Here is a 21,521-nt window from a genome sequence, read left to right as displayed (position 1 = left end):
GCATGAAAACCAGAATCGTACCGATGGCGACCTGTGCTGCCTTCACCCTGCTGGCGATCACGGCGGCTCATGCCGAGGATGGCTACGATGCGCCGGGAGACTGGCCCTCGCCGATGGCGGAACATTATGCCTGGGCGGCGGGCTTCGATCGGTTGGAGTACCTCTTCCCTGGCAAGGGAGAAGAGGAAGCGCTGCTTTGGGATTTCGAAGCCTGGTACGGTGGTGACCACAACCGGGTCTATCTCAAGAGCGAGGGCGAGAACGTCCAGGGCGATGGCGCAGGCGCCGAATTCGAAGCCCTCGACTTACGCTACAGCCGCTTGATTTCGGATTTCTGGGAGCTACAGGGAGGTGCCGGTTACCAGGGCAACGTTGGCTCGAACGACCATCCCGAGCGCTTCTATGGCGTCATCGGCCTGCAGGGCACTGCGCCCTACCTCATCGAGACCAGCCTCGACCTCAAGGTCAGCGAGGATGGCGACGCCTGGGTGGAAGTGGAAGCCGAGCACGATGTGCGACTGACGCAACGCCTCTACCTTCAGCCGCGAGCGGAACTGGTGGCTTCAGGCAACGAGGTCGAAGAGTTCCATATGGGCAGTGGCCTGAACTCGCTGAATGCCGGCCTGCGGCTTCGCTACGAAATCACTCGCAAGATCGCACCCTATGTCGGTGCCTACTGGGAAAAGAGCTACGGCAACACCGCCGATATGGCACGTGCTCATGGCGAGCCCACTGAGAACACTGGCCTCGTGGCTGGCATCCGCGTTCTTTTCTGAGGCGGTTGGATCACCATCGGCCCCGCTGCACGGCGCAGCATCGCCGAGCTGAATGGCCTGGGTGTATCTGGGTCAACCTCGTGATGCGCCATTCAAAAGTGACATCTGTCCCGGTCGGCGGTCGCTATGTCCGCCTCGGCAAAGGAGACCAGTCGACGCTTTTCCTCGTCCCACAGCACGAGTCTCACCGATGCAAGGCTTTGCCATAGGGTGAGGCGGCCGATATGGCGGAGTTGAGGATGGTCGCACAGCACTTCGTGCAGCCGGTAGGAGGGGATGCGGCTGCAGAGGTGATGGACATGGTGTATGCCGATATTGGCGGTGAACCAGCGCAGGGGGGCCGGCAGGTCATAGTGGGAGCTGCCGTGCAGCGCGGTCTCGTGGAACGTCCAGTCGTCGTCGTGCTCCCACAGGGTGTTCTCGAACTGGTGCTGGACATAGAACAGCCAGACGCCGATCGAGGAGGCGAGAAGCGTGATGGGCAGTTGCACGAGCAGAAAGGGGACCACGCCGACCAGCCAGATCATGCTGGTAACGAGCAGCGCGATCGCCGCGTTGGTGCTCATGGTGCTCAGCCAGGGCATCCACCCCGCGCGCATGAAACCCACTGGCAGGCGATGGTCCAGGATGAACAGGTACGCCGGGCCGAGACCGAACAGCACCAGCGGATGCCGGTACAAGCGATAGTGGAGCCGCTGCCTCCGCGGCAAGCCCCGAAACTCGCGCACGGTCAGGGTATCGATGCCACCGACACGCGGGCGATCGAGATTGCCGGAGCTGGCATGATGGAGGGCATGGCTGTGTCGCCACAGATCGTAGGGCGTCAGGGTCAAGACGCCGATGGCTCGCCCGACCCAGTCATTGGCACTTCGGGAACGAAAGAATGACCCGTGGCTGCAGTCGTGCTGGATCATGAACAAGCGTACGAGAAACCCCGCGGCGGGTACGGTGAACAACAGGCCAAGCCAGTAGCCGGCACTCAGGGTGCTCCATATCAGTACCCAGAGGGCGACGAAGGGGATCACCGTGATCATGAGTTCCACTACGCTGCGCGCCAGGCGTGGCGTGCGGTACTCACCCAGGGCGCGCTTCAATGCCCGTGGCTCGGTGGTGATGTCGATAGTCGGCGCTTGGGGATCCATGAGTTGTAGGTTGGCGTCCGTCACGCACGCTGTCTGTACGGTACCGCACGCAATCGGGAAGGTCGTCGGCATGGCCCGGCGCGTGCGTGAGGCGAACGCCTATTGCTGCCGTGGTTCCGTCGGCAGCGCCTCGACCAGTCCCAGCGCCACGCAGATTCGCACCAGCTCGGCCAGGTTGCCGGCACCTAGCGCCTTCATGCCCCGCAGCCGGTACACCTCCACCGTCTTGGCGCTGACGTCCAGATGCTCGGCGATCTCGCGGCTGGTCATGCCTTCGGCCACGTGTACCAGTATTTCGCGCTCCTTGGGGCGCAGGGCGTCATAGCGCTCGCGCAGAGTGTCGGTGCGCTGGCGTACGGCACGTAGCCGCTGATGTTCGGCCAAGGCCTGCTGCACGGCGTCGATCAGCTGTTGGTGATTGAAGGGCTTCTCGATGAAGTCGAAGGCGCCGGCCTTGAGCGCGGCTACTGCCATGGGCACGTCACCGTGGCCGGTCATGAAGATCACCGGCACGGTGTCGCCGCGCTCGTTGAGCCGCTGCTGCACCTGCAGGCCGGAGAGCCCCGGCATACGCACGTCCAGCAGCACGGCACCATAGGCATCGGGCTCCGCAGCGAGAAAGGCCTCGCCGTCGGCGAAGGCGCGGGTGGCCAACCCCACGGAGTCGAGCAGCCATGCCAGCGAGTCGCGCAGCGCTTCGTCGTCGTCGACCACGGCGATACAAGGGGCGGCGGTGGGCTGGGTCACGGCTGGCTCCGGGGCGGCTTGCTGCGGTAAGTGGGGCTCGGTTCGGCCAGCAGTGTACCGGTAAAGGTGGCGCCCTCGGAACTGTCGCCCAGAACCAGGCTGCCGCCCATGGCCTCCATCAGCGAGCGGCTGATGGCCAAGCCCATGCCGAGCCCTTCCGGGCGGCTGGAATGGAAGGGTGTGAAAATCGCCTGAGCCTCGTCGGTGCCGATGCCGGGGCCTTGGTCGCTGACGCTGAAGGTGACCTCTCGGGGGCCGCTTTGGTGCGCGCGAATCTCCACCCGCGTTGCTTCGGGGCGCTCGCGGCTCGCCTCGAGAGCGTTGAGCAGCAGGTTGACCATCACCTGCTCCAGGGCGATGGGGTCGGCCTGGATGCGCGGCAGGGCTTCCGGCAGGTCGTGGTCGAGCCCGATACCGGCCTGCTGGAACTGCCATTCGCACAGGCGGCAGGCGGCGTCGACCACATCGAGCAGCGTGACCGGGCGAGGCCGGGTCTGGCCCTTGCGCACGAAGGTACGGATATGGCGCAGCCGCTCGGCCAGTCGTTGCACCTGCTCGTCGATGCGCTCGAGCGGCAGGACCAGATCGCTGGCGGGTCGCTGTGGATCGGCGCGCAGCTGCATCAGCGCGCCGCTGGCGTAGTTGGCGATGGCGCCCAGCGGTTGGTTGAGTTCGTGGGCGATGTTCGACGCCAGCTCGCCGGTGGTGGCCAGGCGGTTGGCATGGGCGATCTGCTCCTGGTGGCGCCGCGCCTGGTCTTCTGTGGCCTTGCGCAGGCCAATGTCGCGGTTGAGCAGCGAGAGGTGATCGGGCTCGGCGCCGGGGCCGCGGTGGGCCAGCACCACGCTGAGCACCGGCACCGCCCCCCTGGGCCCCGGCATTTCCAGTTCACCGCTCCAGGAGCCATAGCGGGCCACGGCGGGCAGCACGATCTCGCGCAGGATGGCGAGCGATGCCGGCGTATAGGCCTGCTCCAGCCGCGCATCGAGCCCCTCCCGTGGCAGGCCCAGCAGCCTCCTGGCCGCCTCGTTGGAGTAGAACAGCCGCTCGTCACCGTCGCAGAACAGCACGTAGTCGGTGGTGGATTCCACTACCCGAGCCAGGCGTTCGCGGTTGGCCTCGGCGCGAATACGCCGGCCCACGTCGCGTGACACGCAGAGCACGTCGATAAGCTCGCCGGTGGCCGGGTCGCGGCGGGTACGGCTGGTGGTCTCGAACCACACGTAGCGGCCGCTCTTGGCGCGAAAGCGGTAGGTCTGCTGGTAGAAGCCGTCGTGATAGTAGACCCGCGGCGACTTGTTGAGCAGGTCGGCGAGGTCGGAAGGGTGGAACAGGTCGTAGGCCGACACGCCGATCAACTCCTCGGGCTCGTAGCCGAGCAGGTCGCGGGCGGCCTGGGAGGCGTAGAGGAAGGTGCCGTCGCGGGCATGGCGGGAGATCAGGTCGGTGGTGCTCTCGGCCAGCCACTGATAGTGGCGCTTCTCCTCGTCCAGCTCGCTGGCTCTCGCTTCGAGTTCGGCGTTCTGGGCCTCGAGCTCGGCCAGGCGTGCGCGCAGCGCCCCGATCTCGCTGGCCATCAGCGCGCCGGGTCCACCAGGCCACCCAGCGAGGCGTTGCGCCGGAACCAGCCGGCGATGCTGGCTCGCGGCAGGCGGGTCGGCAATACCTCGTGGGGCACGTTCTCGGAGAGAAAGCAGGCGAAGTTGCCGGCCTCTGGGCGTACCCGTGCCACCTCCCGCTCAGGATCGTCGGCGGCGAAGATCGCCATCTCGCCGCCGCCATCCGCAGGCCAGTCGGGGTTGAGGTAGCCGACCGTGGAAACGACCCGATTGGCGCGCCCGCGGAAGCTGTCGAGATGCTTCTTGTAGAAAGCTCCGGGCGGGTAGTGGGCGAAGTGCGCCTCGTACTCGAACAGCCCCAGGAACAGTGCCTGGTTCAGCTCGCGCTGCAGCTCGCCCATGGCTTCCAGGTAGCGGCGCTGGGCCAGGCTCTCGCGGTCGAGCCAGTGGATGGCGTCGCCGCGAATGTCGCGGCGCAGCCGGTGCTCGTCACCGCGGCCGATACCGGCGGCGGCCAGTGCCTCGCGCTCGGCCATCTCCGCAAGCTCCCGGTGCAGGTCATGGCACAGCTCGGCGTCGAGAAAACCTTCGCCGATAAACCAGCCCTGATCGACCAGGGCATCGACCAGGTGGGGCAGGGCACTGGCCGCGAAGGCCGGGCGAACGAGAAGCGACATGGGTGAGGCGGAACCTCCGCGGTAATAACGGAACCGGGTGAAATCAGGAAATGCGGGTTTCGGTTTCGGGGCTGCGCAGCAGCCGCTCGGGAAAATAGCATAGCCGACCGTGTGGCGGCTCATCGAACAGGCTGATGGGGCGCTCGAACCCCTCCGCCAGCAGTTCCACCAGCATCATCGCCGAGAGCCCCCAGATCACCTGGCCTTGGGTATGGTAGCTGGGCACGTAGTGGGGGCGGCCGTTCACCGGGATCACGTCGGTGTGGTGGCGCCGGTCCTCGAGGAACAGCGCCAGCGGCACCTCGAAGATGGCGTCGAGTTCCCCCGGGTCGGGAGCGAGCGGCAGGCCGGGAGGAATCAGGCCCACGTAGGGCGTGACCAAAATGCCATGCAGCGAGATCACGTCCGACAGACGGCCGAGCAGTTCGACACGGTCCGGCGGCAGGGCGATCTCCTCGTGGGATTCGCGCAGCGCCGTGGTCAACAGGTCGCGGTCGGTATCCTCGCGCTTGCCGCCGGGAAAGGCCACCTGGCCGCTGTGGGTATTGAGATGCCCCGCCCGGCGGGTGAACAACAGCGTAGGCTCGGGCCGGTCGACGATCGGCATCAGCACCGCGGCCTGGGGCATGTCGAGGCGCATGCGGCGGGGAGCGTGTGCTTGCAGGCGCTTGCGAAGTTTCTCTAACATGGAGTTTCCATCGGCTTTGGTTCCTTCTACCCGGGGGCCTTCGTCGACGTCAAGCCTGCCAGGGAGACCCATGAACTTCTGTAGCCACTGTGGCCAACCCGTGCGCTTCGCGATCCCGGCAGGGGATGATCGCCCCAGGTACCTGTGCGATGCCTGCGGCTCGATCCATTACCAGAACCCGCGCATCGTCGCCGGCACCCTCCCGGTGAGCGGCTCGCGCGTGCTGCTCTGTCGTCGAGCCATCTTTCCCCGCAAGGGCTTCTGGACCCTGCCGGCGGGCTACATGGAGAACGCCGAGACCACCGTTCAAGCGGCAGCTCGCGAAACCTGGGAGGAGGCCTGCGCCGAGGTCGATATCCATGGGCTCTATACCCTGATCAACCTGCCGCACATCAACCAGGTCTACATGATCTTTCGCGCCGACCTCACGGGCAATTTCTGTGCCGGACCGGAGAGCCTGGAGGTGGCACTGTTCGAGGAGCACGAGATTCCCTGGGACGAGTTGGCCTTTCCCACCATCGAGCGTACTCTGCGCCATTTCTACGCCGACCGCGACAACGGTCACTATCCGCTGCACATCAGCGACATCACCGCCGAGGATCGCGAGCGCTACTTCGGTTCAGCCTGATGGGCAATCGAGAAGGAACGGGTAACGTGGACAAGTTCGAGCTGAAACTGGACCAGGCGGCACGCGCGGCCTGGCTCTCTTATGTGGGAGGGCGCACCCAGGACGAGATCGCCAGCCAGCTCGGCGTGTCGCGCCCCGGCGTGCAGCGGTTGCTGGCCCTGGCGCGTCAGGAGGGGCTGGTCAAGGTGCATATCGACCACCCGCTGACCAATTGCATGGTGATGTCGGATGCTATCCTCAAGCGCTTCGGGCTCGAGTTCTGCGACGTGGTGCCGGCCGACCCCGAGGCCCCCGACAGCAGCGCTCACTACCTGGCCGTGGCGGGAGCGGAGCGGCTGGCCAGGCTGATCGAGCGCTCCGAGCCGTTGACCCTGTCGCTTGGCACCGGGCGCTCGGTGCGTGCCACAGTGGAGGCGCTCAGCCGCATCGAGCGTCCCCAGCACCGCTTCGTCTCGCTGGTCGGCAACGTCGCCCGCGACGGTTCGGCCAACCGCTACGACGGCGTGATGGTGCTGGCCGACAAGACCGGCGGCGAGCGCTTCCTGCTGCCGGCGCCGGTGGTGGCCGGCTCGGTGGAGGAGAAGGAGGCGATGCTTGGCCAGCGGCTGTTCCAGGCCATCGTCGAGATCGCCAAGGATGCCGAGGCGGCCTATATCGGGGTGGGGCGCATCGACCGCCAGGCCACCCTGTTCCAGGATCATTTCATCAGCGAAGCCGAACTCGACGAGCTGCTCTCGCGAGAGGCCGTGGGCGAGCTGCTCGGCTGGCCCCTCGACCAGGCCGGCCAGGTGATCGAGTGCTCCATCACCCGGCGTGTCACCAGCCTGCCGCTGACCATGTTCCGCGACCAGACCCTGGTGGCCTTGGCCGGAGGGCGCGACAAGGGACCGGCCATTCTTGCCGCGCTGCGCGGCGGCTGGCTCAAGGGGCTCGTCACCGACGAAAGCGCCGCGCGCTTCATCCTCGAGAACGAAGATCTTGCCTAGATTGGCCTAAAGTCTAAGGGCAATGCCTTTGCCTTTTGTCGCCCTGTGTCCGATCATTTGATCGTTGGTTGAGTATTTGATCAAAACAACGACTCCCGGCTACCAATTACAAACGCCCCGAGGGGCAAGCCCGCACACAGGAGCCCGACATGAAGCTCGCTCACGCCTTTCCCCTGGCTGGTCTGACGCTTGCCGTCGCCACTGCTGCCCAGGCCGAGACGATCACCGTCGCCACGGTCAACAACAACGACATGGTCATCATGCAGAGCCTGACCGAGGCCTTCGAGGAGGCCCATCCGGGCATCGAGGTCAACTGGGTAGTGCTCGAGGAGAACGTGCTTCGCCAGCGCCTGACCACCGACATCGCCACCGAAGGCGGCCAGTTCGATGTCATGACCATCGGTACCTACGAGGCGCCGATCTGGGCCGAGCGCGGCTGGCTGGCGGCGCTCGACGACCTGCCCGAGGCCTATCAGGAAGATGACCTGCTCCAACCCGTGCGCGACGGCCTCAGCCACGATGGCAAGCTCTACGCGCTGCCGTTCTACGCCGAGAGTTCGATGCTCTACTATCGCACCGACCTGTTCGAGGAGGCCGGCTTCGAGATGCCCGAGCAGCCAACTTGGGAGCAGGTGCGCGAATGGGCCGCCGAGCTGCATGACCCTGCCAACCAACTGGCCGGCATCTGCCTGCGCGGCAAGCCGGGCTGGGGCGAGAACATGGCCTTCGTCTCCACCTTGGTGAACACCTTCGGCGGACGCTGGTTCGACGAGGAGTGGAACCCGGAACTCGACTCGCAGGCCTGGCAGGAGGCCATCGGCTTCTACGTCGACCTGCTCGGCAACTACGGCCCACCCGGGGCCAGTTCCAACGGCTTCAACGAGAACCTGGCGCTGTTCTCGCGTGGCAACTGCGCCATGTGGGTCGACGCCACCTCGGCGGCGGGCAAGCTCTACAATCCGTCCGAATCTCAGGTTGCCGACCGCCTTGGCTTCGCCCCGGCGCCGGTGGCGGAGACACCCAAGGGGGCGCACTGGCTGTGGTCGTGGGCGCTGGCCATTCCCGCCACTTCGGAGAAGCAGGAAGCCGCGCAAACCTTCCTGACCTGGGCCACCTCCCAGGAGTACGTCGAACTCGTCGGTGAAACCGAGGGCTGGACCAGCGTACCGCCGGGCACCCGCGAATCCACCTACGAGAACGAGAACTACCAGCGCGAGGCGCCTTTCGCCGGCTTCGTGCTCGATGCGATCAACAGCGCTGACCCCACCGATTCGACGCTGGAGCCGAGCCCCTATGTCGGTGTGCAGTTCGTCGGCATTCCGGAGTTCCAGTCCATCGGCACCCAGGTGGGCCAGACCATCGCCTCGGCCTTGACCGGCGACACCAGTGTCGAACAGGCGCTGCAGAACGCCCAGCGCGCCACTGAGCGCACCATGCAGCGCGCCGGCTACTGATCCACACCCTCGCCCTGCCGCCGGGGCCAACGCCTCGGCGGCCAATTCCCAACGTTACGTGGTGATGCTATGAGCAAGACACGCGCCTCCGGGCGTACCGTCGGTGGTCTGCGCTCGCTGTCTCTGCAGGCACCCGCGGTCACGCTGCTGCTGCTTTGGATGCTGGTCCCGCTGGGCATGACCGTATGGTTCTCGCTGCAGCGCTACAACCTGTTGATGCCTGGCATGAGCGGTTTCGCCGGCCTGGAGAACTATGAGTACCTGTTTACCGACCCGGCGCTGTGGCGCGCCATGGGCAACACGCTGCTGATGGTGGGCTCGGTACTGGTGATCACCGTGGGCGGCGGCGTTCTGCTCGCCGTGCTGTTCCAGCAGGAGTTTCCCGGCCGCGGCATCGCCCGGGTGCTGGCCATCTCGCCGTTCTTCGTCATGCCCACGGTGAGTGCGCTGGTGTGGAAGAACATGATGATGCACCCCTCCAATGGGGTTCTGTCATGGGTCGCCGAGCTATTTGGCCTGCCGGCGGTGGACTGGTTCTCGTCGCTCCCGCTCACCTCGATCGTCATCATCGTGGCCTGGCAGTGGCTGCCGTTCGCCCTGCTGATTCTGCTCACCGCCATGCAGTCGCTCGACGACGACCAGGTCGAGGCGGCGCGCATGGACGGAGCAGGGCCCATCGCGGTGTTCTTCTATATCACCCTGCCACACCTGAAGCGTGCCATCAGCGTGGTGATCATGATCGAGATGATCTTCCTGCTGACGATCTTCGCCGAGATCTACGTCACCACTTCAGGCGGGCCGGGGCTCGCCACCACCAACCTGGCATTCCTGATCTACATCCAGGCGCTGCTCGATTTCGACGTCGGCCTGGCCTCCGCCGGTGGGGTGGTCGCCATCATCCTGGCGAATATCGTTGCCATCTTCCTGGTCCGGCTGGTGGCCAAGAACCTGGAAAGCTGAGGCGAGGAGCCGCTCATGACCACACTCAAGACCAAGCAGGCCCTGCCGGCCGATGGCCAACTGGCAAGCGCCTCCGACGATGGCGCGGCCCATGCCCGCCACACGCCGCTGGTGCCCAGCGCCGGGGCGCGGCGGGTATGGCTGACGCTGCTGGGGTGGGGCATTGCCCTGATCATCTTCTTTCCCATCCTGTGGATGGTGCTGACGGGCTTCAAGACGGAGGCCGAAGCCATCGCCGACCCCAGCCTGATCTTCACGCCGACGCTGGAGAGCTACATCGCCGTGCAGGCCCGGGCCGATTACTTCAAGTTCGCCCTGAACAGCGTGGTGGTGGCCTTCGGCTCGACCCTGCTGGCGCTGGCCATCGCCATTCCCTCGGCCTACGCCATGGCGTTCCTGCCCACCAAGCGCACCAAGGGCACGCTGCTGTGGATGCTCTCCACCAAGATGCTGCCGCCGGTGGGCGTGCTGGTGCCGATCTACCTGATCTTTCGCGATTTCGGCCTGCTCGACACCCGCACCGGGCTGATCATCGTCTACACCCTGATGAACCTGCCGATCGTGGTGTGGATGCTCTACACCTTCTTCAAGGACCTGCCGCGGGACATCCTCGAGGCGGGGCGCATGGACGGGGCGAATACCTTTCAAGAGGTGCTCTACCTGCTGCTGCCGCTGACCCTGCCTGGCATCGCCTCCACCGGGCTGCTGTCGGTGATCCTGAGCTGGAACGAGGCGTTCTGGAGCCTCAACCTGACCTCCTCCAGCGCGGCGCCGCTCACCGCCTACATCGCGTCATTCTCGAGTCCCGAGGGATTGTTCTGGGCCAAGCTCTCCGCCGCTTCCACCATGGCGATCGCGCCGATCCTGGTCTTCGGTTGGTTGACCCAGAAGCAGATGGTACGTGGCCTCACCTTCGGCGCCGTCAAGTAACGAGGTTTCCCCCATGGCAACGCTACAACTCAACAACATCGTCAAGCAGTTCGACGACACCCAGGTGATCAAGGGCGTCGATCTGGAGGTCAACGACCGCGAGTTCGTGGTCTTCGTCGGCCCCTCCGGCTGTGGCAAGTCGACCCTGCTGCGCATCATCGCCGGCCTCGAGAGCGCCACCTCGGGCGACATCCTGATCGACGGGCAACGCATCAACGAGGTCGGCCCGGCCGAGCGCGGCCTGGCGATGGTGTTCCAGAGCTACGCGCTCTACCCGCACATGACCGTCGAGGACAACATGGGTTTCAGCCTCAAGCTTGCCGGCGTGCCGAAGGAGGAGCGCCGGCGCAAGGTGCGCGAGGCGGCATCGGTGCTGCAGCTCGAGCCGCTGCTCGAACGCAAGCCCAAGGCGCTCTCGGGTGGGCAGCGCCAGCGCGTGGCGATCGGCCGCGCCATCGTGCGCAACCCCAGCATCTTCCTGTTCGACGAGCCGCTCTCCAATCTCGACGCGGCGCTGCGGGTGCAGATGCGCATCGAGCTGGCGCGCCTGCACGAGGAGCTCGACGCCACCATGATCTACGTCACCCACGACCAGATCGAGGCCATGACCATGGCCGACAAGATCGTCGTGCTGCAGGGCGGCGTGGTCGAGCAGGTGGGCTCGCCGATGGAGCTCTACCACCACCCTCGCAACCGTTTCGTGGCCGGCTTCATCGGCTCGCCGAAGATGAATTTCCTGAAGGTGAAGCTTGTGGAAGCCAGCCCCACGGGCGTCGAGGTTCGCCTGCCGGACGGGGCGACCTGCGAAGTGCAGGTGGACGGCACTGACCTGAACGATGAGTCACTGACGCTGGGCATACGTCCCGAGCACCTGCAGATCGAGCCCGAAGGGCCGCTCTCGGGGCGCATCGAGGTGATCGAGCGCCTGGGTGGGGTGACCTCGCTCTACGTGCGCATGCAGGACACCCTGGTCACCGTGAGCGCCGACGGCAACGTGGATAGCCGGGTCGGCGATACCCTGCGCTTCGGCTTCGATCGCGCCTGTGCCCATCTCTTCGATGCCGCGGACCTGGCCCTGCCGAGCCTGTCGCGTCATCCCCTGGCCGGGCTCAACCGTCAGGACAACCGCACGCCAAGCGTGGCCAGCGGCCAATGAGCGGGGTAGGCATGGAAACATTGATTTTCGACTGCGATGGCGTGCTGGTGGACAGCGAGGTCGTCGCCGAGGCGACGCTGCTGGAGCAGCTCGGCCTGCTGTTGCCGGACATCTCCGAGGATGTCGCCTTGCGCCAGGCACTGGGCATGACCACGGCGGCAATCCTCGACCGGCTTGAGCGGCAGAGTGCGCATCGGCTGCCGGCAGATGCGCTGGAGCGCATCGACAGCGCGATCGAGGCGCGGCTGGCCGAGGAGCTGCGCGCCGTCGAAGGCGTGGCAGAAACGCTGGGCCGGATCGAGTTGCCGCTGGCCATCGTCTCCAACAGCCGCCGCCGTCGGGTGCTGGCGTCGCTCGCCGTCACCGGGCTCGACGCCCGGCTGGGCGAGGTGCCGCTGTTCACGGCCGATGAGGTCGAACGACCCAAGCCGGCGCCCGACCTCTACCTGCTGGCGGCGCGCAGGATGGGCCGGGCGCCGGGAGACTGCCTGGTGGTCGAGGACAGCGTTTCCGGGGTGACGGCGGCGCATGCCGCGGGCATGACGGTGATCGGCTTCACCGGTGCCAGCCATATCGAGGACGGTCACGCCGAGCGGCTGCGCCAAGCGGGGGCGTGGCGGGTGCTGCCGGCCATGCATGGCCTGGAGGCATTGATTCAACAATGGCACGAAGGTCGCGTTGTTAGCGCGAGTGCGGCCGCGAGCGAAACCAACGAGGAAAGTCCGAGATGAAACTGCAAGACAAGGTGGCTGTCATCACCGGTGGCGCACGCGGCATCGGCCTGGCCATCGCCGAGCGCTATCTCGCCGAGGGGGCGCGGGTCGCCGTTGCCGATATCGACGTGGCCGCGGTGGAGGAGGCGGTAGCGGGTTTGCGTCACCTGGGGGCCGACCGCGTCATGGGGGTGCGCCTCGACGTCTGCGATCGCGACTCGATCGCGGCGATGATCCAGGCCGTGACGGAACACCTCGGCGCCATCGACATCCTGGTCAACAACGCGGCGGTTTTCGACATGGCACCGGTGCTCGAGGTCAGCGAAGGCAGCTTCGATCGGCAGTTCGCCGTCAACACCAAGGGGCTGTTCTTTACCCTGCAGGCGGTAGCTCGGCACATGGTCACCCGTGGCGAAGGTGGGGCGATCATCAACATGGCCTCCCAGGCGGGACGTCGCGGCGAAGCGCTGGTGAGCACCTACTGCGCCACCAAGGCGGCGGTGATCAGCCTCACCCAATCGTGTGCGCTCGACCTGATCCGCTACGGCATTCGCGTCAACGGCATCGCCCCGGGCGTGGTCGACACGCCGATGTGGGACGAGGTCGATGCGCTGTTCGCCCGCTACGAGAACCGTCCGCTGGGCGAAAAGAAGCGCCTGGTGGGTGAGGCAGTGCCCTACGGGCGCATGGGCAGGCCGGAGGATCATGCCGGGGCGGCGGTGTTTCTTGCCTCGGATGATAGCGAATATGTCGTAGCCCAAACTCTAAATGTCGACGGTGGCAACTGGATGAGTTGAAAAAATGAACCCCAATATTCATGACATGGCGGTGCGTTTATTGGAGGCCGCCGAGAACCGGCAACGCTTCATCGTCGCCCTGGCCGGGCCGCCGGGGGCGGGCAAGTCGTTCCTCTCCGAGTGGCTGTGCCGCGAGCTCAACGAGCGGCAGCCCGGCATCGCCGCGGTGGTGCCGATGGATGGCTACCACCTCGACAACGCCATCCTCGAGCCGCTGGGCCAACTGCCGATCAAGGGGGCGCCGGAGACCTTCGACCCCGATGGCTTGAAGCACGACCTGGAGCGCATTCGCCGTGCCGACAGAACCGTAGCGGTGCCGGTGTTCGATCGCCCGCTGGACCTGGCCCGGGCCGGCGGGCGCCTGATTACCCTCGAGCATCGCCTGGTCATCGTCGAGGGAAACTACCTGCTGCTCGATCGCGACCCGTGGCGCGAACTGCACGCCCTGTTCGACATGACGCTGTTCCTCGAGGTGGCCGACGAGGTGCTCGAGGCGCGCCTGATCCAGCGCTGGCTGGGGATGGGCCAGGAGCAGCAGGGCGCCATCGACAAGGCGCGCCACAAGGACATGCTCAATGCCCGGCTGATCAAGCGCGAATCCGTCGCGCCGGACCTCTACTGGCGTTAGGCCGCGTCACGCTGCCGTTGCCATCCATCATTTTCGTTCATTGCCGCCCGCGGCAAGGAGTGCCCTCATGCCTGCTCTCAGCAACGCCACGCTCACCCGCCTCGATCCACGTATCGCCGTGCCGCGCTACGACCGCCAGGCGCTGACGCCGGGCATCGTGCACATCGGCGTCGGTGGTTTTCATCGCGCCCACCAGGCCATGTACCTCGACGAACTGATGAACCGCGGTGAGGCGCTCGATTGGGGCATCGTTGGCGTCGGCGTGATGCCTGGCGACCGGCGCATGCAGGAAGCGCTGGCGGCGCAGGACCATCTCTATACGCTGGTGGTGAAGCATCCGAATGGCGAGCGCGAGCCGCGCGTGATCGGCGCCATGCTCGACTACCTGTTCGCCCCCGATGACCCCGAGGCCGCCATCGAGCGCATGGCCGACCCCGCCATTCGCATCGTCTCGCTGACCGTCACCGAAGGAGGGTACAACTTCCATCCGGTGAGCGGCGAGTTCGACCTCGGCAACCCCGATGTGCGCCATGATCTCGACCACCCGCAGGTGCCGCGCTCTACCTTCGGCCTGGTGGTCGAGGCGTTGGCCCGGCGGCGTGAGGGCGGCCTGGCACCGTTCACGATCATGTCCTGCGACAACATCCAGGGCAACGGCGAGGTGGCCAGGCGCATGTTCACGGCCTTCGCCCGGGCACGCGACCCTGCCCTGGGGCAGTGGCTCGAAACCGAGGTGGCCTTTCCCAATGCCATGGTCGACCGCATCACGCCGGTGTCCCAGTCGGCGGATATCGAGGAGCTGGCGCGTGAGTTCGGCGTCGAGGATGCCTGGCCGGTGGTGTGCGAGCCCTTTACGCAATGGGTACTGGAGGATCATTTCGTCAGCGGCAGGCCGTCCTTCGAGCAGGTTGGCGTGCAGGTGGTCGAGGATGTCGGACCCTACGAGCTGATGAAGCTGCGCCTGCTCAACGCCAGCCACCAGGCGCTGTGCTACTTCGGTTACCTGACGGGTTATCGCTACGCCCACGAGGCGTGTCGGGACCCGCTGTTAGTCGACTTCCTGCTTGGCTACATGCGCCACGAAGGCAGCCCGACCCTGGCGCCGGTGCCGGGGGTGGATCTCGAGCAGTACCGCCTGACCCTGATCGAGCGCTTCGCCAATCCCGAGATCAAGGACACCCTGGCACGGCTGTGCGCCGAGAGCTCCGATCGCATTCCCAAGTGGCTGGTGCCCGTGATTCGCGAGCAGCTCGCGACAGGCGGTGAGATCCACCGTAGCGCGGCGGTGGTGGCGAGCTGGGCGCGCTACGCGGAGGGCATCGACGAACAGGGCCAGCCCATCGCGGTGGTCGACCGCCTCAAGGACGAACTGATGGCGCTGGCCGCTGCCAACCGTACGCAGCCCACTGCCTTCATCGAGAACTGTGAGCTGTTCGGTGACCTGGCCGAGCACGAGCGTTTCCGCGAGGCCTATCTGGCCGCCTTGGAGAGCCTGCACGAACGCGGCGCGCGCGCTACCCTTGAAACCCTGGTCGGGGAGCAAGCACAAGGAGCGGAGTAATGTATATCGGGGTGGACTGTGGCACCCAGAGCACCAAGGTGGTGGTGGTCGACATCGACGGCGGGGCGATCCTCGGCGAGGCTAGCCGTCCGCATCGCCTGGTGGAAGGTGAGAACGGGCGTCGCGAGCAGCAGCCCGAGGAGTGGCTCGAGGCCTTTCGTGGAGCGTTCGAGGAGGCCGTGAGTCGGGCCGGCATCGAGCGTTGCGCGATCCGCGCCATTGGCGTGTCCGGCCAGCAGCACGGCATGGTGGCGCTGGATGCCAAGGGCCAGCCGGTGCATCCGGCCAAGCTGTGGTGCGATACCGAGACGGCGGCGCACAACGATGCGCTGGTCGAGCGCCTCGGCGGCCCGGCGGGTTGTCTTGAGCAGCTCGGGCTGGTGCTTCAGACCGGCTACACCGCGTCGAAGGTCGCCTGGCTGCGTGAGGTTCATCCCGACGTCTATCGGCGCATCGATGCCATCCTGCTGCCCCATGACTATCTCAACTTCTGGCTCACCGGCGAGAAGGTGGCGGAGGCGGGCGATGCGTCGGGTACCGGCTACTTCGATACTCGCAGCCGGCAGTGGCGTCACGACGTCTTCGCCGAGATCGCCCCGGAGCTCGACCCCGAGCACGTGCTGCCGCGGTTGATCGACTCCCGTGAACCTGCCGGAACGCTGCAGCCGGAAGTGGCCCGTGAGCTGGGGCTGGGTGAGGGCATCCTGGTCGCGAGTGGGGGTGGCGACAACATGCTCGGCGCCATCGGTACCGGCAACATCGTTCCCGGCATCGTCACCCTGAGCCTCGGCACCTCGGGTACCGTCTGTGCCTATTCGCCCGAGCCGGTGCGCGCCGAGAGCGACATGGTCGCCAACTTCTGCGCCAGCCACGGCGGCTGGCTACCGCTGATCTGTACCATGAACGTGACCTCGGCCAGCACCCTGGTGCGCGAGCTGTTCGACCTCGACCTGGCGGCCTTCGGTGAGCGCCTGGCCGCGGCCCCGATCGGCGCCGAGGGCGTGACGGTACTGCCGTTCTTCAATGGCGAGCGGGTGCCGGCACTGCCTCACGCCACTGCGAGCTTCCTGGGGCTCGACAGCCGCAACCTGACCCAGGCCAACCTGTGCCGGGCGGTGGTGGAGAGTGCCACCTTCGGCATGCGCTATGGCCTCGAGCTGCTCGGGCCGCTGGCCGCCGGGGCGAGCCAGATCCGCCTGGTCGGCGGCGGCGCGAGAAGCCCGGTCTGGCGCCAGATGGTGGCCGATATCACTGGCACCCAGGTGATCTGTCCGCAGGTGACCGATGCCGCGGCGCTGGGGGCTGCGCTGCAGGCGGCCTGGTGTGAGCGCCGGGAACTCTCGCTGGCCGCACTTTGCGAACGCCTGGTGCATCTCGACGAGGCTTCGCTGGCCGAGCCCGAAGCCACCAACGTGAAGGCCTACGAAGCGGTCTACACGAGGTATCGCGAGGCGCTGGCCGCGCAGCATGACATTCCGGCCTGAACCCACTCCATCTTCAACTGCAGCCCACGGAGAAGCCCCATGACGACTCGACTCGACAACCTTCGGCGCCATTCGCTGGTCGTCGCCGACACCGGCGATCTCGACGCCATCCGCCGCTACCGGCCGCAGGATGCCACCACCAATCCCTCGCTGTTGCTCAAGGCCTTCGATCTACCCGGCTACCAGGCGCTGATCGATGACGTGCTTGGCGTGGTCAAGGCCGAAGGTGGCGACTTGCCGACACGCGTCGAACGCGCCGTGGATCGCCTGGCCGTGGCCAAGGGCGCGGAAATTGCCAAGCTGGTGCCGGGACGCGTATCCACCGAGGTGGCCGCCAAGCTCTCCTTCGATACCGAGGCGAGCGTGCGCAAGGCCTTCGAGCTGATCGAACTGTACGAGCGCCGCGGCGTCGGCCGTGAGCGGGTGCTGGTCAAGCTGGCTTCCACCTGGGAGGGCATTCGTGCCGCCGAGCGGCTCGAGCGGGAGGGCATCAACTGCAACCTCACGCTGCTGTTCAGCGATGCCCAGGCCCAGGCCTGCTTCGATGCCGGCGTGTTCCTGATCTCTCCATTCGTGGGACGGGTTACCGACTGGTACAAGAAAGAGACCGGCAAGGAGTACGCCCCTGACGAGGACCCGGGTGTGCTGTTCGTGCGCAGCGTATGCGAGCGCGCCGGTCGTGGCGGCTTCGATACCGTGGTGATGGGGGCGAGCTTTCGCACGACGGGGCAGGTGCTGGCGCTGGCCGGCTGCCATCGGCTGACGATATCGCCGGCGCTGCTCGAGGAACTGGCGGGCGAGAAGGGCGAGGTCGAAAAGCGGGTCGTGTTCCCGTCTCCCGGTGAGCGCCCCGCACCGCTTACCGAACCCGCATTCCGCTGGCAGCACAATCAGGACGCCATGGCCAACGACAAGCTGGCCGAGGGTATCCGTCGCTTCGCTGAGGACCAGGACCGGCTCGAACGGCGTATCGCAGAGCGGCTGGGCTGACGCACTGGCTTAGAAGGTTTCCAGCTTCCACACGTCGAAGGCCGGCTCCTCGTAGGGGTGGGCCGCCCGCAGCGCGGCGACGGCATCGCGGATGAGCCGGTCCTCGCAGACCAGCTCCACCTTCACTTCCTCCACCTTTTCCAGATCGCCAACCTGGCCGATATGCGGGTTGGCGCCGTCCAGAGGACGAAACTGACCGGTGCCCCGGGTTTCGAAGCAGCATGCTTCGTAGTCGCCGATGCGCCCGGCCCCGCTGGCGAACACGGCTTCCTTGACCGTTTCGGCATCCTCGAGCGGAACGTAGAAGGCAAGCTTGTACATCGTTTCCTCTCCTTGCAGTGCATGGCTTCTCCCCATGATACGTCGCCATGCATAGAAAAATACCTGTCGATGGGCGCAGAAAATACTTGTCCAGGATTTGTACAGGATATAGATTCTGTACAGGGTTTGGTCAATTCGACGCGAACCCTCATCGTTCACCCCATGAGGTACATACAGATGAAAACGTTGCAACGAGTGGCCATCGGTTGGGTGGGAGCTGGCATGCTGGGTGTTGCCTTGACGGGCGCCGTACAGGCCGATGACCATGGTGGCGCAAAGGATATCGTCGATACCGCCGTGGCGGCCGGCCAGTTCGAGACCTTGGCGGCTGCGCTGGAGGCGGCAGGTCTGGTGGAAACCCTCAAGGGCGAAGGGCCCTTCACGGTGTTTGCCCCCACCGATGACGCCTTTGCCAAGCTGCCCGAAGGTACCGTGGAGAGCCTGCTCGAGCCCGAAAACCGTGAGCAGCTCCAGGCAGTGCTGACCTACCACGTGGTGGCGGGCAAGGTGATGGCCGAAGACGCCATGGGGCTGGACAGCGCCACGACCGTCCAGGGGCAGGACCTCACCATCACCACCATGGACGGCAGCGTGATGATCGACGACGCCAGCGTGATCCAGGCCGATATCGAGGCCAGCAACGGGGTGATTCACGTGATCGATAGCGTTCTGCTGCCGGAGTAACACCGATAGACATTACCGTCTCCATAGCCACCTCTTCGGGGTGGCTTTTTCATATCGGCTTTGGCATCGAGCGGGAGCGTGGCATGGTTTTCATGACAGCGTCATAGAGCATGAGCGGCCAAGGAGGAAACCATGGATCGAGCACTCTCCGCACTGCTGGAAGCGCAGGGACTCTCACCCGTCGGGAGAATGCAGCCGCTCGGAGGCGGAGATATTGCAGCCGTCTACCGGTTGGAGACGTCCCAGGGGCCGGTCGTGGTCAAGCATGACGAGGCCGAGCGATTGACGGGCGAAGCGGATGGACTGCAGGCCTTGCGCCAGGCCGAGAGCTCGCTACGGGTGCCCAACGTCCTGGCATTGGGCGACGGCTGGTTGGTCATGGAGGCGCTCGAGGCGGGTTCGCGCTCGCCACGCTCTGCCACGGCCCTGGGCGAGGGGCTTCGCCAGTTGCATTCACATACCGCAGCCGAGCACGGCTGGCCGCGGGACAACGCCTGCGGACGCACGCCCCAGCCCAATGCGCCACTTGCCGACGGGCGAGTCTTCCAGCGTGAGCGGCGCCTGCTGCCGCTGGCCCGGGCCAGTCACGAGCGCGGACTGCTGGATAACCGGCTGCGTGGCCGCATCGAGGCGCTGGCGGAGGCCCTGGAAGAGTGGCTGCCCGACCTACCGGCAAGCCTGCTGCACGGCGATCTGTGGTCGGGCAACGTGCTGTATACCCCACAAGGCCCGGCGATCATCGACCCGGCAGTGTATCGGCACTACCCCGAGGTCGACCTGGCCATGCTGACGCTGTTCGGCTCGCCCGGCGACGCCTTCTTCGAAGCCTACTGGGATGGCAATGCTCCGTACGACTGGCCGCGGCGCGAGGCGCTGTTCCAGCTCTATCCGCTGCTCAATCATCTGCTGCTTTTCGGTAGCGGTTATCGAAGTGGCGTCGAGCGAGTGGTAGCCGCTATCGAACAGCTCTGAGGGGGCAATCATTCATTCAAAAGTTCGTTTGAATACCCTTGCCCGCCCCAGATCAGCTACATACACTCAAGTATGTTTGTTCACTCATGGAAGAGAAACATCATGCGCAGAGTCTTGGGCGGTATCGTCGCTGCAGGGATGGTTGGCTGGATATGGACTGCGCCGGCATGGGCGGACCCGGGCAGCGTGACGCTACAGTTAGACAACGACGGCATGGTCAGTCGGGACGACGACAACTACACGGCCGGAATGGAGCTCATCTGGACTCGCGCGGTGGCGCCGGATCACTGGAGCCAGCGAATCGCCGGAGCACTGCCGCAAGGCTGGCTGGACCAGGTCGACGCGCTGAGCTACCACCTCAGCTACCGGATGTATACGCCGGTGGAGGTGGCGCGGCGCGACCTCATCGAAGACGACCGCCCCTATGCCGGCCTGGTGCTGGGTGGCCTGACCCTGTATGACCGGCAGCCGCTGCAAGGCGCCTGGCAGCGTGAAGAAGCGCTTCAGCTCGACATCGGTGTGGTGGGGCCGATCACGGCGGCCGACAGCGTCCAGCGCGAAGTGCATCGGTTCGTCAACGCTCAGCGGCCCCGCGGCTGGTCCCACCAGTTGGGCAACGAGCCTATCCTCAACGCCTCCTACCGCCGCCACTGGTGGCATCGCCAATCGCTGGGACGGCTGGAAATGCAGCATGGTCCGGGGGTCTCGGCATCCCTCGGCAACCTCGTCGTCCAGGCCGGGACAGGCTACGGCTTGCGCCTCGGTCAAGGGTTGGACACCGCCATGGGCTGGCCCTCCCTGGGGGCGGAGCAGGGGGGCTACCGCCATGTCTCGACGTCGCCGGGCAGTGGCTGGCATGTCTTTGCCGCTCTACAGGGGCGTTACGTGGCGCATAACCTGCTGCTGGACGGCAATACCGTGCGCAACAGCCAATCGGTTGATCGCAGGGAATGGGTCGGTGACGCCGTGCTGGGAGTGGCGCTGACCTGGAAGCAATGGGAAGTGAGTCTGGCACATGTCTGGCGCAGCAAGGAGTTCGAGGAACAGGAGAGCAGCACCGTGCATGGCGCGCTGTCGATGAGCTATCGGTTCTGAGCAGGACTGGCGAATGCGAGCTGCCCGCGACTTCGTCGCTAGTTCCAGTCGATGGCCGATCTATACTGGGAAACTTGGCCCCAGACGTGTCTGGTGTCGTGACGATCGGTGGGGAGGTCAAGGCGATGAACGACCTGTTTCAGCTTCGACGAGCCGGCTGGGGAACGCTCTTGCTGGCGGGATGGCTTGCCGTGAACGCTCCTGCCGGCGCCGCGTCGGGGGAGCCGCGCCATGCGCCAGCGTCTCCCGCCTGGCAGCCGGTGTTCGAACCCTTGGCCTGGCATCGCGAGCGCTGGCGGCAGCGCAGGCGGCACGATCCCTCGTTCATCATCGAACTGCCCGGGGTGCTGTTTGACCCGTATCACGGCTGGGAGCACGCACCGCCGTCGCCAGAGCCGCCAAGGCCGCCATATCTGGCCCCTCGGGAGCGCGGCGAGATGTGGCGCGATGACGTGGTGGGCTCCGGCAGAGGTAGCCGCATCGAAGTGCACCCAGAGGGGCGAATCCTGCGCAGCCGGCCACGTGGCGAGTGAGCTTTCCGCCCATTCGATTTACATCCATACATGCATGAAT

23 protein-coding genes are annotated in these 21,521 nt (G+C 65.8%); 17 read left to right on the top strand and 6 right to left on the bottom strand.

Annotated features, from left to right (window positions below):
* Positions 1 to 2: 2 nt before the first annotated feature.
* Positions 3 to 776: a copper resistance protein B gene (locus tag ACRWQA_RS14710; protein ID WP_434229240.1), complete on the top strand. Its 774-nt coding sequence runs from the start codon at positions 3 to 5 to the stop codon at positions 774 to 776.
* A gap of 92 nt (positions 777 to 868) precedes the next feature.
* Here ACRWQA_RS14710 and ACRWQA_RS14705 read toward each other — a convergent pair whose 3' ends face one another.
* The 5 genes from ACRWQA_RS14705 to ACRWQA_RS14685 all read right to left on the bottom strand — a co-directional run bounded on the left by ACRWQA_RS14705 (position 869) and on the right by ACRWQA_RS14685 (position 5,589).
* Positions 869 to 1,942: a fatty acid desaturase gene (locus ACRWQA_RS14705; protein ID WP_434229239.1), complete on the bottom strand. Its 1,074-nt coding sequence runs from the start codon at positions 1,940 to 1,942 to the stop codon at positions 869 to 871.
* 75 nt (positions 1,943 to 2,017) lie between these two features.
* Positions 2,018 to 2,665 (bottom strand): response regulator transcription factor, encoded by a 648-nt coding sequence (locus tag ACRWQA_RS14700; protein WP_434229238.1) that lies wholly within the window; start codon positions 2,663 to 2,665, stop codon positions 2,018 to 2,020.
* On the bottom strand, positions 2,662 to 4,242 hold the full coding sequence (locus ACRWQA_RS14695; protein ID WP_434229237.1) for a PAS domain-containing sensor histidine kinase: 1,581 nt from the start codon (positions 4,240 to 4,242) through the stop codon (positions 2,662 to 2,664). Before ACRWQA_RS14695 ends, ACRWQA_RS14700 begins: the two co-directional genes overlap by 4 nt.
* Positions 4,242 to 4,901, bottom strand: coding sequence for a 2OG-Fe(II) oxygenase (locus ACRWQA_RS14690; RefSeq protein ID WP_434229236.1), 660 nt, complete (start codon positions 4,899 to 4,901; stop codon positions 4,242 to 4,244). Before ACRWQA_RS14690 ends, ACRWQA_RS14695 begins: the two co-directional genes overlap by 1 nt.
* Positions 4,902 to 4,944: 43 nt before the next feature.
* Positions 4,945 to 5,589, bottom strand: a complete 645-nt coding sequence (locus tag ACRWQA_RS14685; protein ID WP_263583185.1) for a CoA pyrophosphatase — start codon at positions 5,587 to 5,589, stop codon at positions 4,945 to 4,947.
* Between the two features lie 70 nt (positions 5,590 to 5,659).
* On the opposite strand from ACRWQA_RS14685, the gene ACRWQA_RS14680 reads away from it, so the two are divergent.
* From ACRWQA_RS14680 to tal, 12 genes are all read left to right on the top strand, one after another.
* Positions 5,660 to 6,217: an NUDIX hydrolase gene (locus ACRWQA_RS14680; RefSeq protein ID WP_263583186.1), complete on the top strand. Its 558-nt coding sequence runs from the start codon at positions 5,660 to 5,662 to the stop codon at positions 6,215 to 6,217.
* Positions 6,218 to 6,243: 26 nt separating this feature from the next.
* The gene (locus ACRWQA_RS14675) at positions 6,244 to 7,203 is read left to right on the top strand and encodes a sugar-binding transcriptional regulator (protein ID WP_263583187.1); all 960 of its coding nucleotides are present in this window, start codon (positions 6,244 to 6,246) and stop codon (positions 7,201 to 7,203) included.
* A gap of 149 nt (positions 7,204 to 7,352) precedes the next feature.
* Positions 7,353 to 8,657, top strand: a complete 1,305-nt coding sequence (locus tag ACRWQA_RS14670; protein WP_263583188.1) for an ABC transporter substrate-binding protein — start codon at positions 7,353 to 7,355, stop codon at positions 8,655 to 8,657.
* Positions 8,658 to 8,726: 69 nt separating this feature from the next.
* Positions 8,727 to 9,617: a carbohydrate ABC transporter permease gene (locus tag ACRWQA_RS14665; protein ID WP_263583189.1), complete on the top strand. Its 891-nt coding sequence runs from the start codon at positions 8,727 to 8,729 to the stop codon at positions 9,615 to 9,617.
* Positions 9,618 to 9,632: 15 nt separating this feature from the next.
* Complete coding sequence (locus tag ACRWQA_RS14660) at positions 9,633 to 10,547, top strand: carbohydrate ABC transporter permease (RefSeq protein ID WP_263583190.1); 915 nt, start codon at positions 9,633 to 9,635, stop codon at positions 10,545 to 10,547.
* A gap of 13 nt (positions 10,548 to 10,560) precedes the next feature.
* Positions 10,561 to 11,703: an ABC transporter ATP-binding protein gene (locus ACRWQA_RS14655; protein WP_263583191.1), complete on the top strand. Its 1,143-nt coding sequence runs from the start codon at positions 10,561 to 10,563 to the stop codon at positions 11,701 to 11,703.
* 11 nt (positions 11,704 to 11,714) lie between these two features.
* The gene (locus tag ACRWQA_RS14650; RefSeq protein WP_263583192.1) at positions 11,715 to 12,434 is read left to right on the top strand and encodes an HAD family hydrolase; all 720 of its coding nucleotides are present in this window, start codon (positions 11,715 to 11,717) and stop codon (positions 12,432 to 12,434) included.
* Entirely contained in the window at positions 12,431 to 13,213 is a 783-nt protein-coding gene (locus ACRWQA_RS14645; protein ID WP_434229235.1) for an L-iditol 2-dehydrogenase, read from the top strand. The genes ACRWQA_RS14650 and ACRWQA_RS14645 overlap by 4 nt, the downstream gene beginning before the upstream one ends.
* 4 nt (positions 13,214 to 13,217) lie before the next feature.
* Positions 13,218 to 13,841, top strand: a complete 624-nt coding sequence (locus ACRWQA_RS14640; RefSeq protein ID WP_263583194.1) for a nucleoside triphosphate hydrolase — start codon at positions 13,218 to 13,220, stop codon at positions 13,839 to 13,841.
* A gap of 67 nt (positions 13,842 to 13,908) precedes the next feature.
* Positions 13,909 to 15,402 carry a mannitol dehydrogenase family protein gene (locus ACRWQA_RS14635; RefSeq protein ID WP_434229234.1) on the top strand — a complete coding sequence of 498 codons (1,494 nt, stop codon included), beginning with the start codon at positions 13,909 to 13,911 and terminating at the stop codon, positions 15,400 to 15,402.
* Entirely contained in the window at positions 15,402 to 16,886 is a 1,485-nt protein-coding gene (gene xylB / locus ACRWQA_RS14630; protein ID WP_263583196.1) for a xylulokinase, read from the top strand. Before ACRWQA_RS14635 ends, xylB begins: the two co-directional genes overlap by 1 nt.
* Positions 16,887 to 16,925: 39 nt before the next feature.
* Complete coding sequence (gene tal, locus ACRWQA_RS14625; protein WP_434229233.1) at positions 16,926 to 17,876, top strand: transaldolase; 951 nt, start codon at positions 16,926 to 16,928, stop codon at positions 17,874 to 17,876.
* A gap of 9 nt (positions 17,877 to 17,885) precedes the next feature.
* Here tal and ACRWQA_RS14620 read toward each other — a convergent pair whose 3' ends face one another.
* Positions 17,886 to 18,197: a YqfO family protein gene (locus ACRWQA_RS14620; RefSeq protein ID WP_263583198.1), complete on the bottom strand. Its 312-nt coding sequence runs from the start codon at positions 18,195 to 18,197 to the stop codon at positions 17,886 to 17,888.
* A gap of 177 nt (positions 18,198 to 18,374) precedes the next feature.
* On the opposite strand from ACRWQA_RS14620, the gene ACRWQA_RS14615 reads away from it, so the two are divergent.
* From ACRWQA_RS14615 to ACRWQA_RS14600, 4 genes are all read left to right on the top strand, one after another.
* A complete protein-coding gene (locus tag ACRWQA_RS14615) occupies positions 18,375 to 18,881 on the top strand; it encodes a fasciclin domain-containing protein (RefSeq protein ID WP_263583199.1) in 507 nt (168 codons plus the stop codon).
* 132 nt (positions 18,882 to 19,013) lie between these two features.
* The gene (locus tag ACRWQA_RS14610; protein WP_434231715.1) at positions 19,014 to 19,853 is read left to right on the top strand and encodes a fructosamine kinase family protein; all 840 of its coding nucleotides are present in this window, start codon (positions 19,014 to 19,016) and stop codon (positions 19,851 to 19,853) included.
* A gap of 102 nt (positions 19,854 to 19,955) precedes the next feature.
* Positions 19,956 to 20,948, top strand: coding sequence for a lipid A deacylase LpxR family protein (locus tag ACRWQA_RS14605; RefSeq protein WP_263583201.1), 993 nt, complete (start codon positions 19,956 to 19,958; stop codon positions 20,946 to 20,948).
* A gap of 125 nt (positions 20,949 to 21,073) precedes the next feature.
* Entirely contained in the window at positions 21,074 to 21,481 is a 408-nt protein-coding gene (locus ACRWQA_RS14600) for a hypothetical protein (protein WP_263583202.1), read from the top strand.
* Positions 21,482 to 21,521: the final 40 nt, after the last annotated feature.

It is taken from the genome of Billgrantia sp. C5P2, assembly GCF_051062895.2.
The sequence above is the reverse complement of the archived record's forward strand: the minus strand, read 5'-3'. Positions and strand labels throughout refer to the sequence as shown.

What these genes read in the sequence shown, in the direction of transcription:
- ACRWQA_RS14615 (WP_263583199.1), top strand. Translation starts at nt 18,375, where the DNA reads ATGAAAACGTTGCAACGAGTGGCCATCGGTTGGGTGGGAGCTGGCATG.
- ACRWQA_RS14680 (WP_263583186.1), top strand. Translation starts at nt 5,660, where the DNA reads ATGAACTTCTGTAGCCACTGTGGCCAACCCGTGCGCTTCGCGATCCCG.
- ACRWQA_RS14655 (WP_263583191.1), top strand. Translation starts at nt 10,561, where the DNA reads ATGGCAACGCTACAACTCAACAACATCGTCAAGCAGTTCGACGACACC.
- ACRWQA_RS14660 (WP_263583190.1), top strand. Translation starts at nt 9,633, where the DNA reads ATGACCACACTCAAGACCAAGCAGGCCCTGCCGGCCGATGGCCAACTG.
- ACRWQA_RS14645 (WP_434229235.1), top strand. Translation starts at nt 12,431, where the DNA reads ATGAAACTGCAAGACAAGGTGGCTGTCATCACCGGTGGCGCACGCGGC.
- ACRWQA_RS14620 (WP_263583198.1), bottom strand. Translation starts at nt 18,197, where the DNA reads ATGTACAAGCTTGCCTTCTACGTTCCGCTCGAGGATGCCGAAACGGTC.
- ACRWQA_RS14665 (WP_263583189.1), top strand. Translation starts at nt 8,727, where the DNA reads ATGAGCAAGACACGCGCCTCCGGGCGTACCGTCGGTGGTCTGCGCTCG.
- ACRWQA_RS14640 (WP_263583194.1), top strand. Translation starts at nt 13,218, where the DNA reads ATGAACCCCAATATTCATGACATGGCGGTGCGTTTATTGGAGGCCGCC.
- xylB (WP_263583196.1), top strand. Translation starts at nt 15,402, where the DNA reads ATGTATATCGGGGTGGACTGTGGCACCCAGAGCACCAAGGTGGTGGTG.
- ACRWQA_RS14710 (WP_434229240.1), top strand. Translation starts at nt 3, where the DNA reads ATGAAAACCAGAATCGTACCGATGGCGACCTGTGCTGCCTTCACCCTG.
- tal (WP_434229233.1), top strand. Translation starts at nt 16,926, where the DNA reads ATGACGACTCGACTCGACAACCTTCGGCGCCATTCGCTGGTCGTCGCC.
- ACRWQA_RS14610 (WP_434231715.1), top strand. Translation starts at nt 19,014, where the DNA reads ATGGATCGAGCACTCTCCGCACTGCTGGAAGCGCAGGGACTCTCACCC.
- ACRWQA_RS14635 (WP_434229234.1), top strand. Translation starts at nt 13,909, where the DNA reads ATGCCTGCTCTCAGCAACGCCACGCTCACCCGCCTCGATCCACGTATC.
- ACRWQA_RS14690 (WP_434229236.1), bottom strand. Translation starts at nt 4,901, where the DNA reads ATGTCGCTTCTCGTTCGCCCGGCCTTCGCGGCCAGTGCCCTGCCCCAC.
- ACRWQA_RS14685 (WP_263583185.1), bottom strand. Translation starts at nt 5,589, where the DNA reads ATGTTAGAGAAACTTCGCAAGCGCCTGCAAGCACACGCTCCCCGCCGC.
- ACRWQA_RS14695 (WP_434229237.1), bottom strand. Translation starts at nt 4,242, where the DNA reads ATGGCCAGCGAGATCGGGGCGCTGCGCGCACGCCTGGCCGAGCTCGAG.
- ACRWQA_RS14600 (WP_263583202.1), top strand. Translation starts at nt 21,074, where the DNA reads ATGAACGACCTGTTTCAGCTTCGACGAGCCGGCTGGGGAACGCTCTTG.
- ACRWQA_RS14650 (WP_263583192.1), top strand. Translation starts at nt 11,715, where the DNA reads ATGGAAACATTGATTTTCGACTGCGATGGCGTGCTGGTGGACAGCGAG.
- ACRWQA_RS14670 (WP_263583188.1), top strand. Translation starts at nt 7,353, where the DNA reads ATGAAGCTCGCTCACGCCTTTCCCCTGGCTGGTCTGACGCTTGCCGTC.
- ACRWQA_RS14605 (WP_263583201.1), top strand. Translation starts at nt 19,956, where the DNA reads ATGCGCAGAGTCTTGGGCGGTATCGTCGCTGCAGGGATGGTTGGCTGG.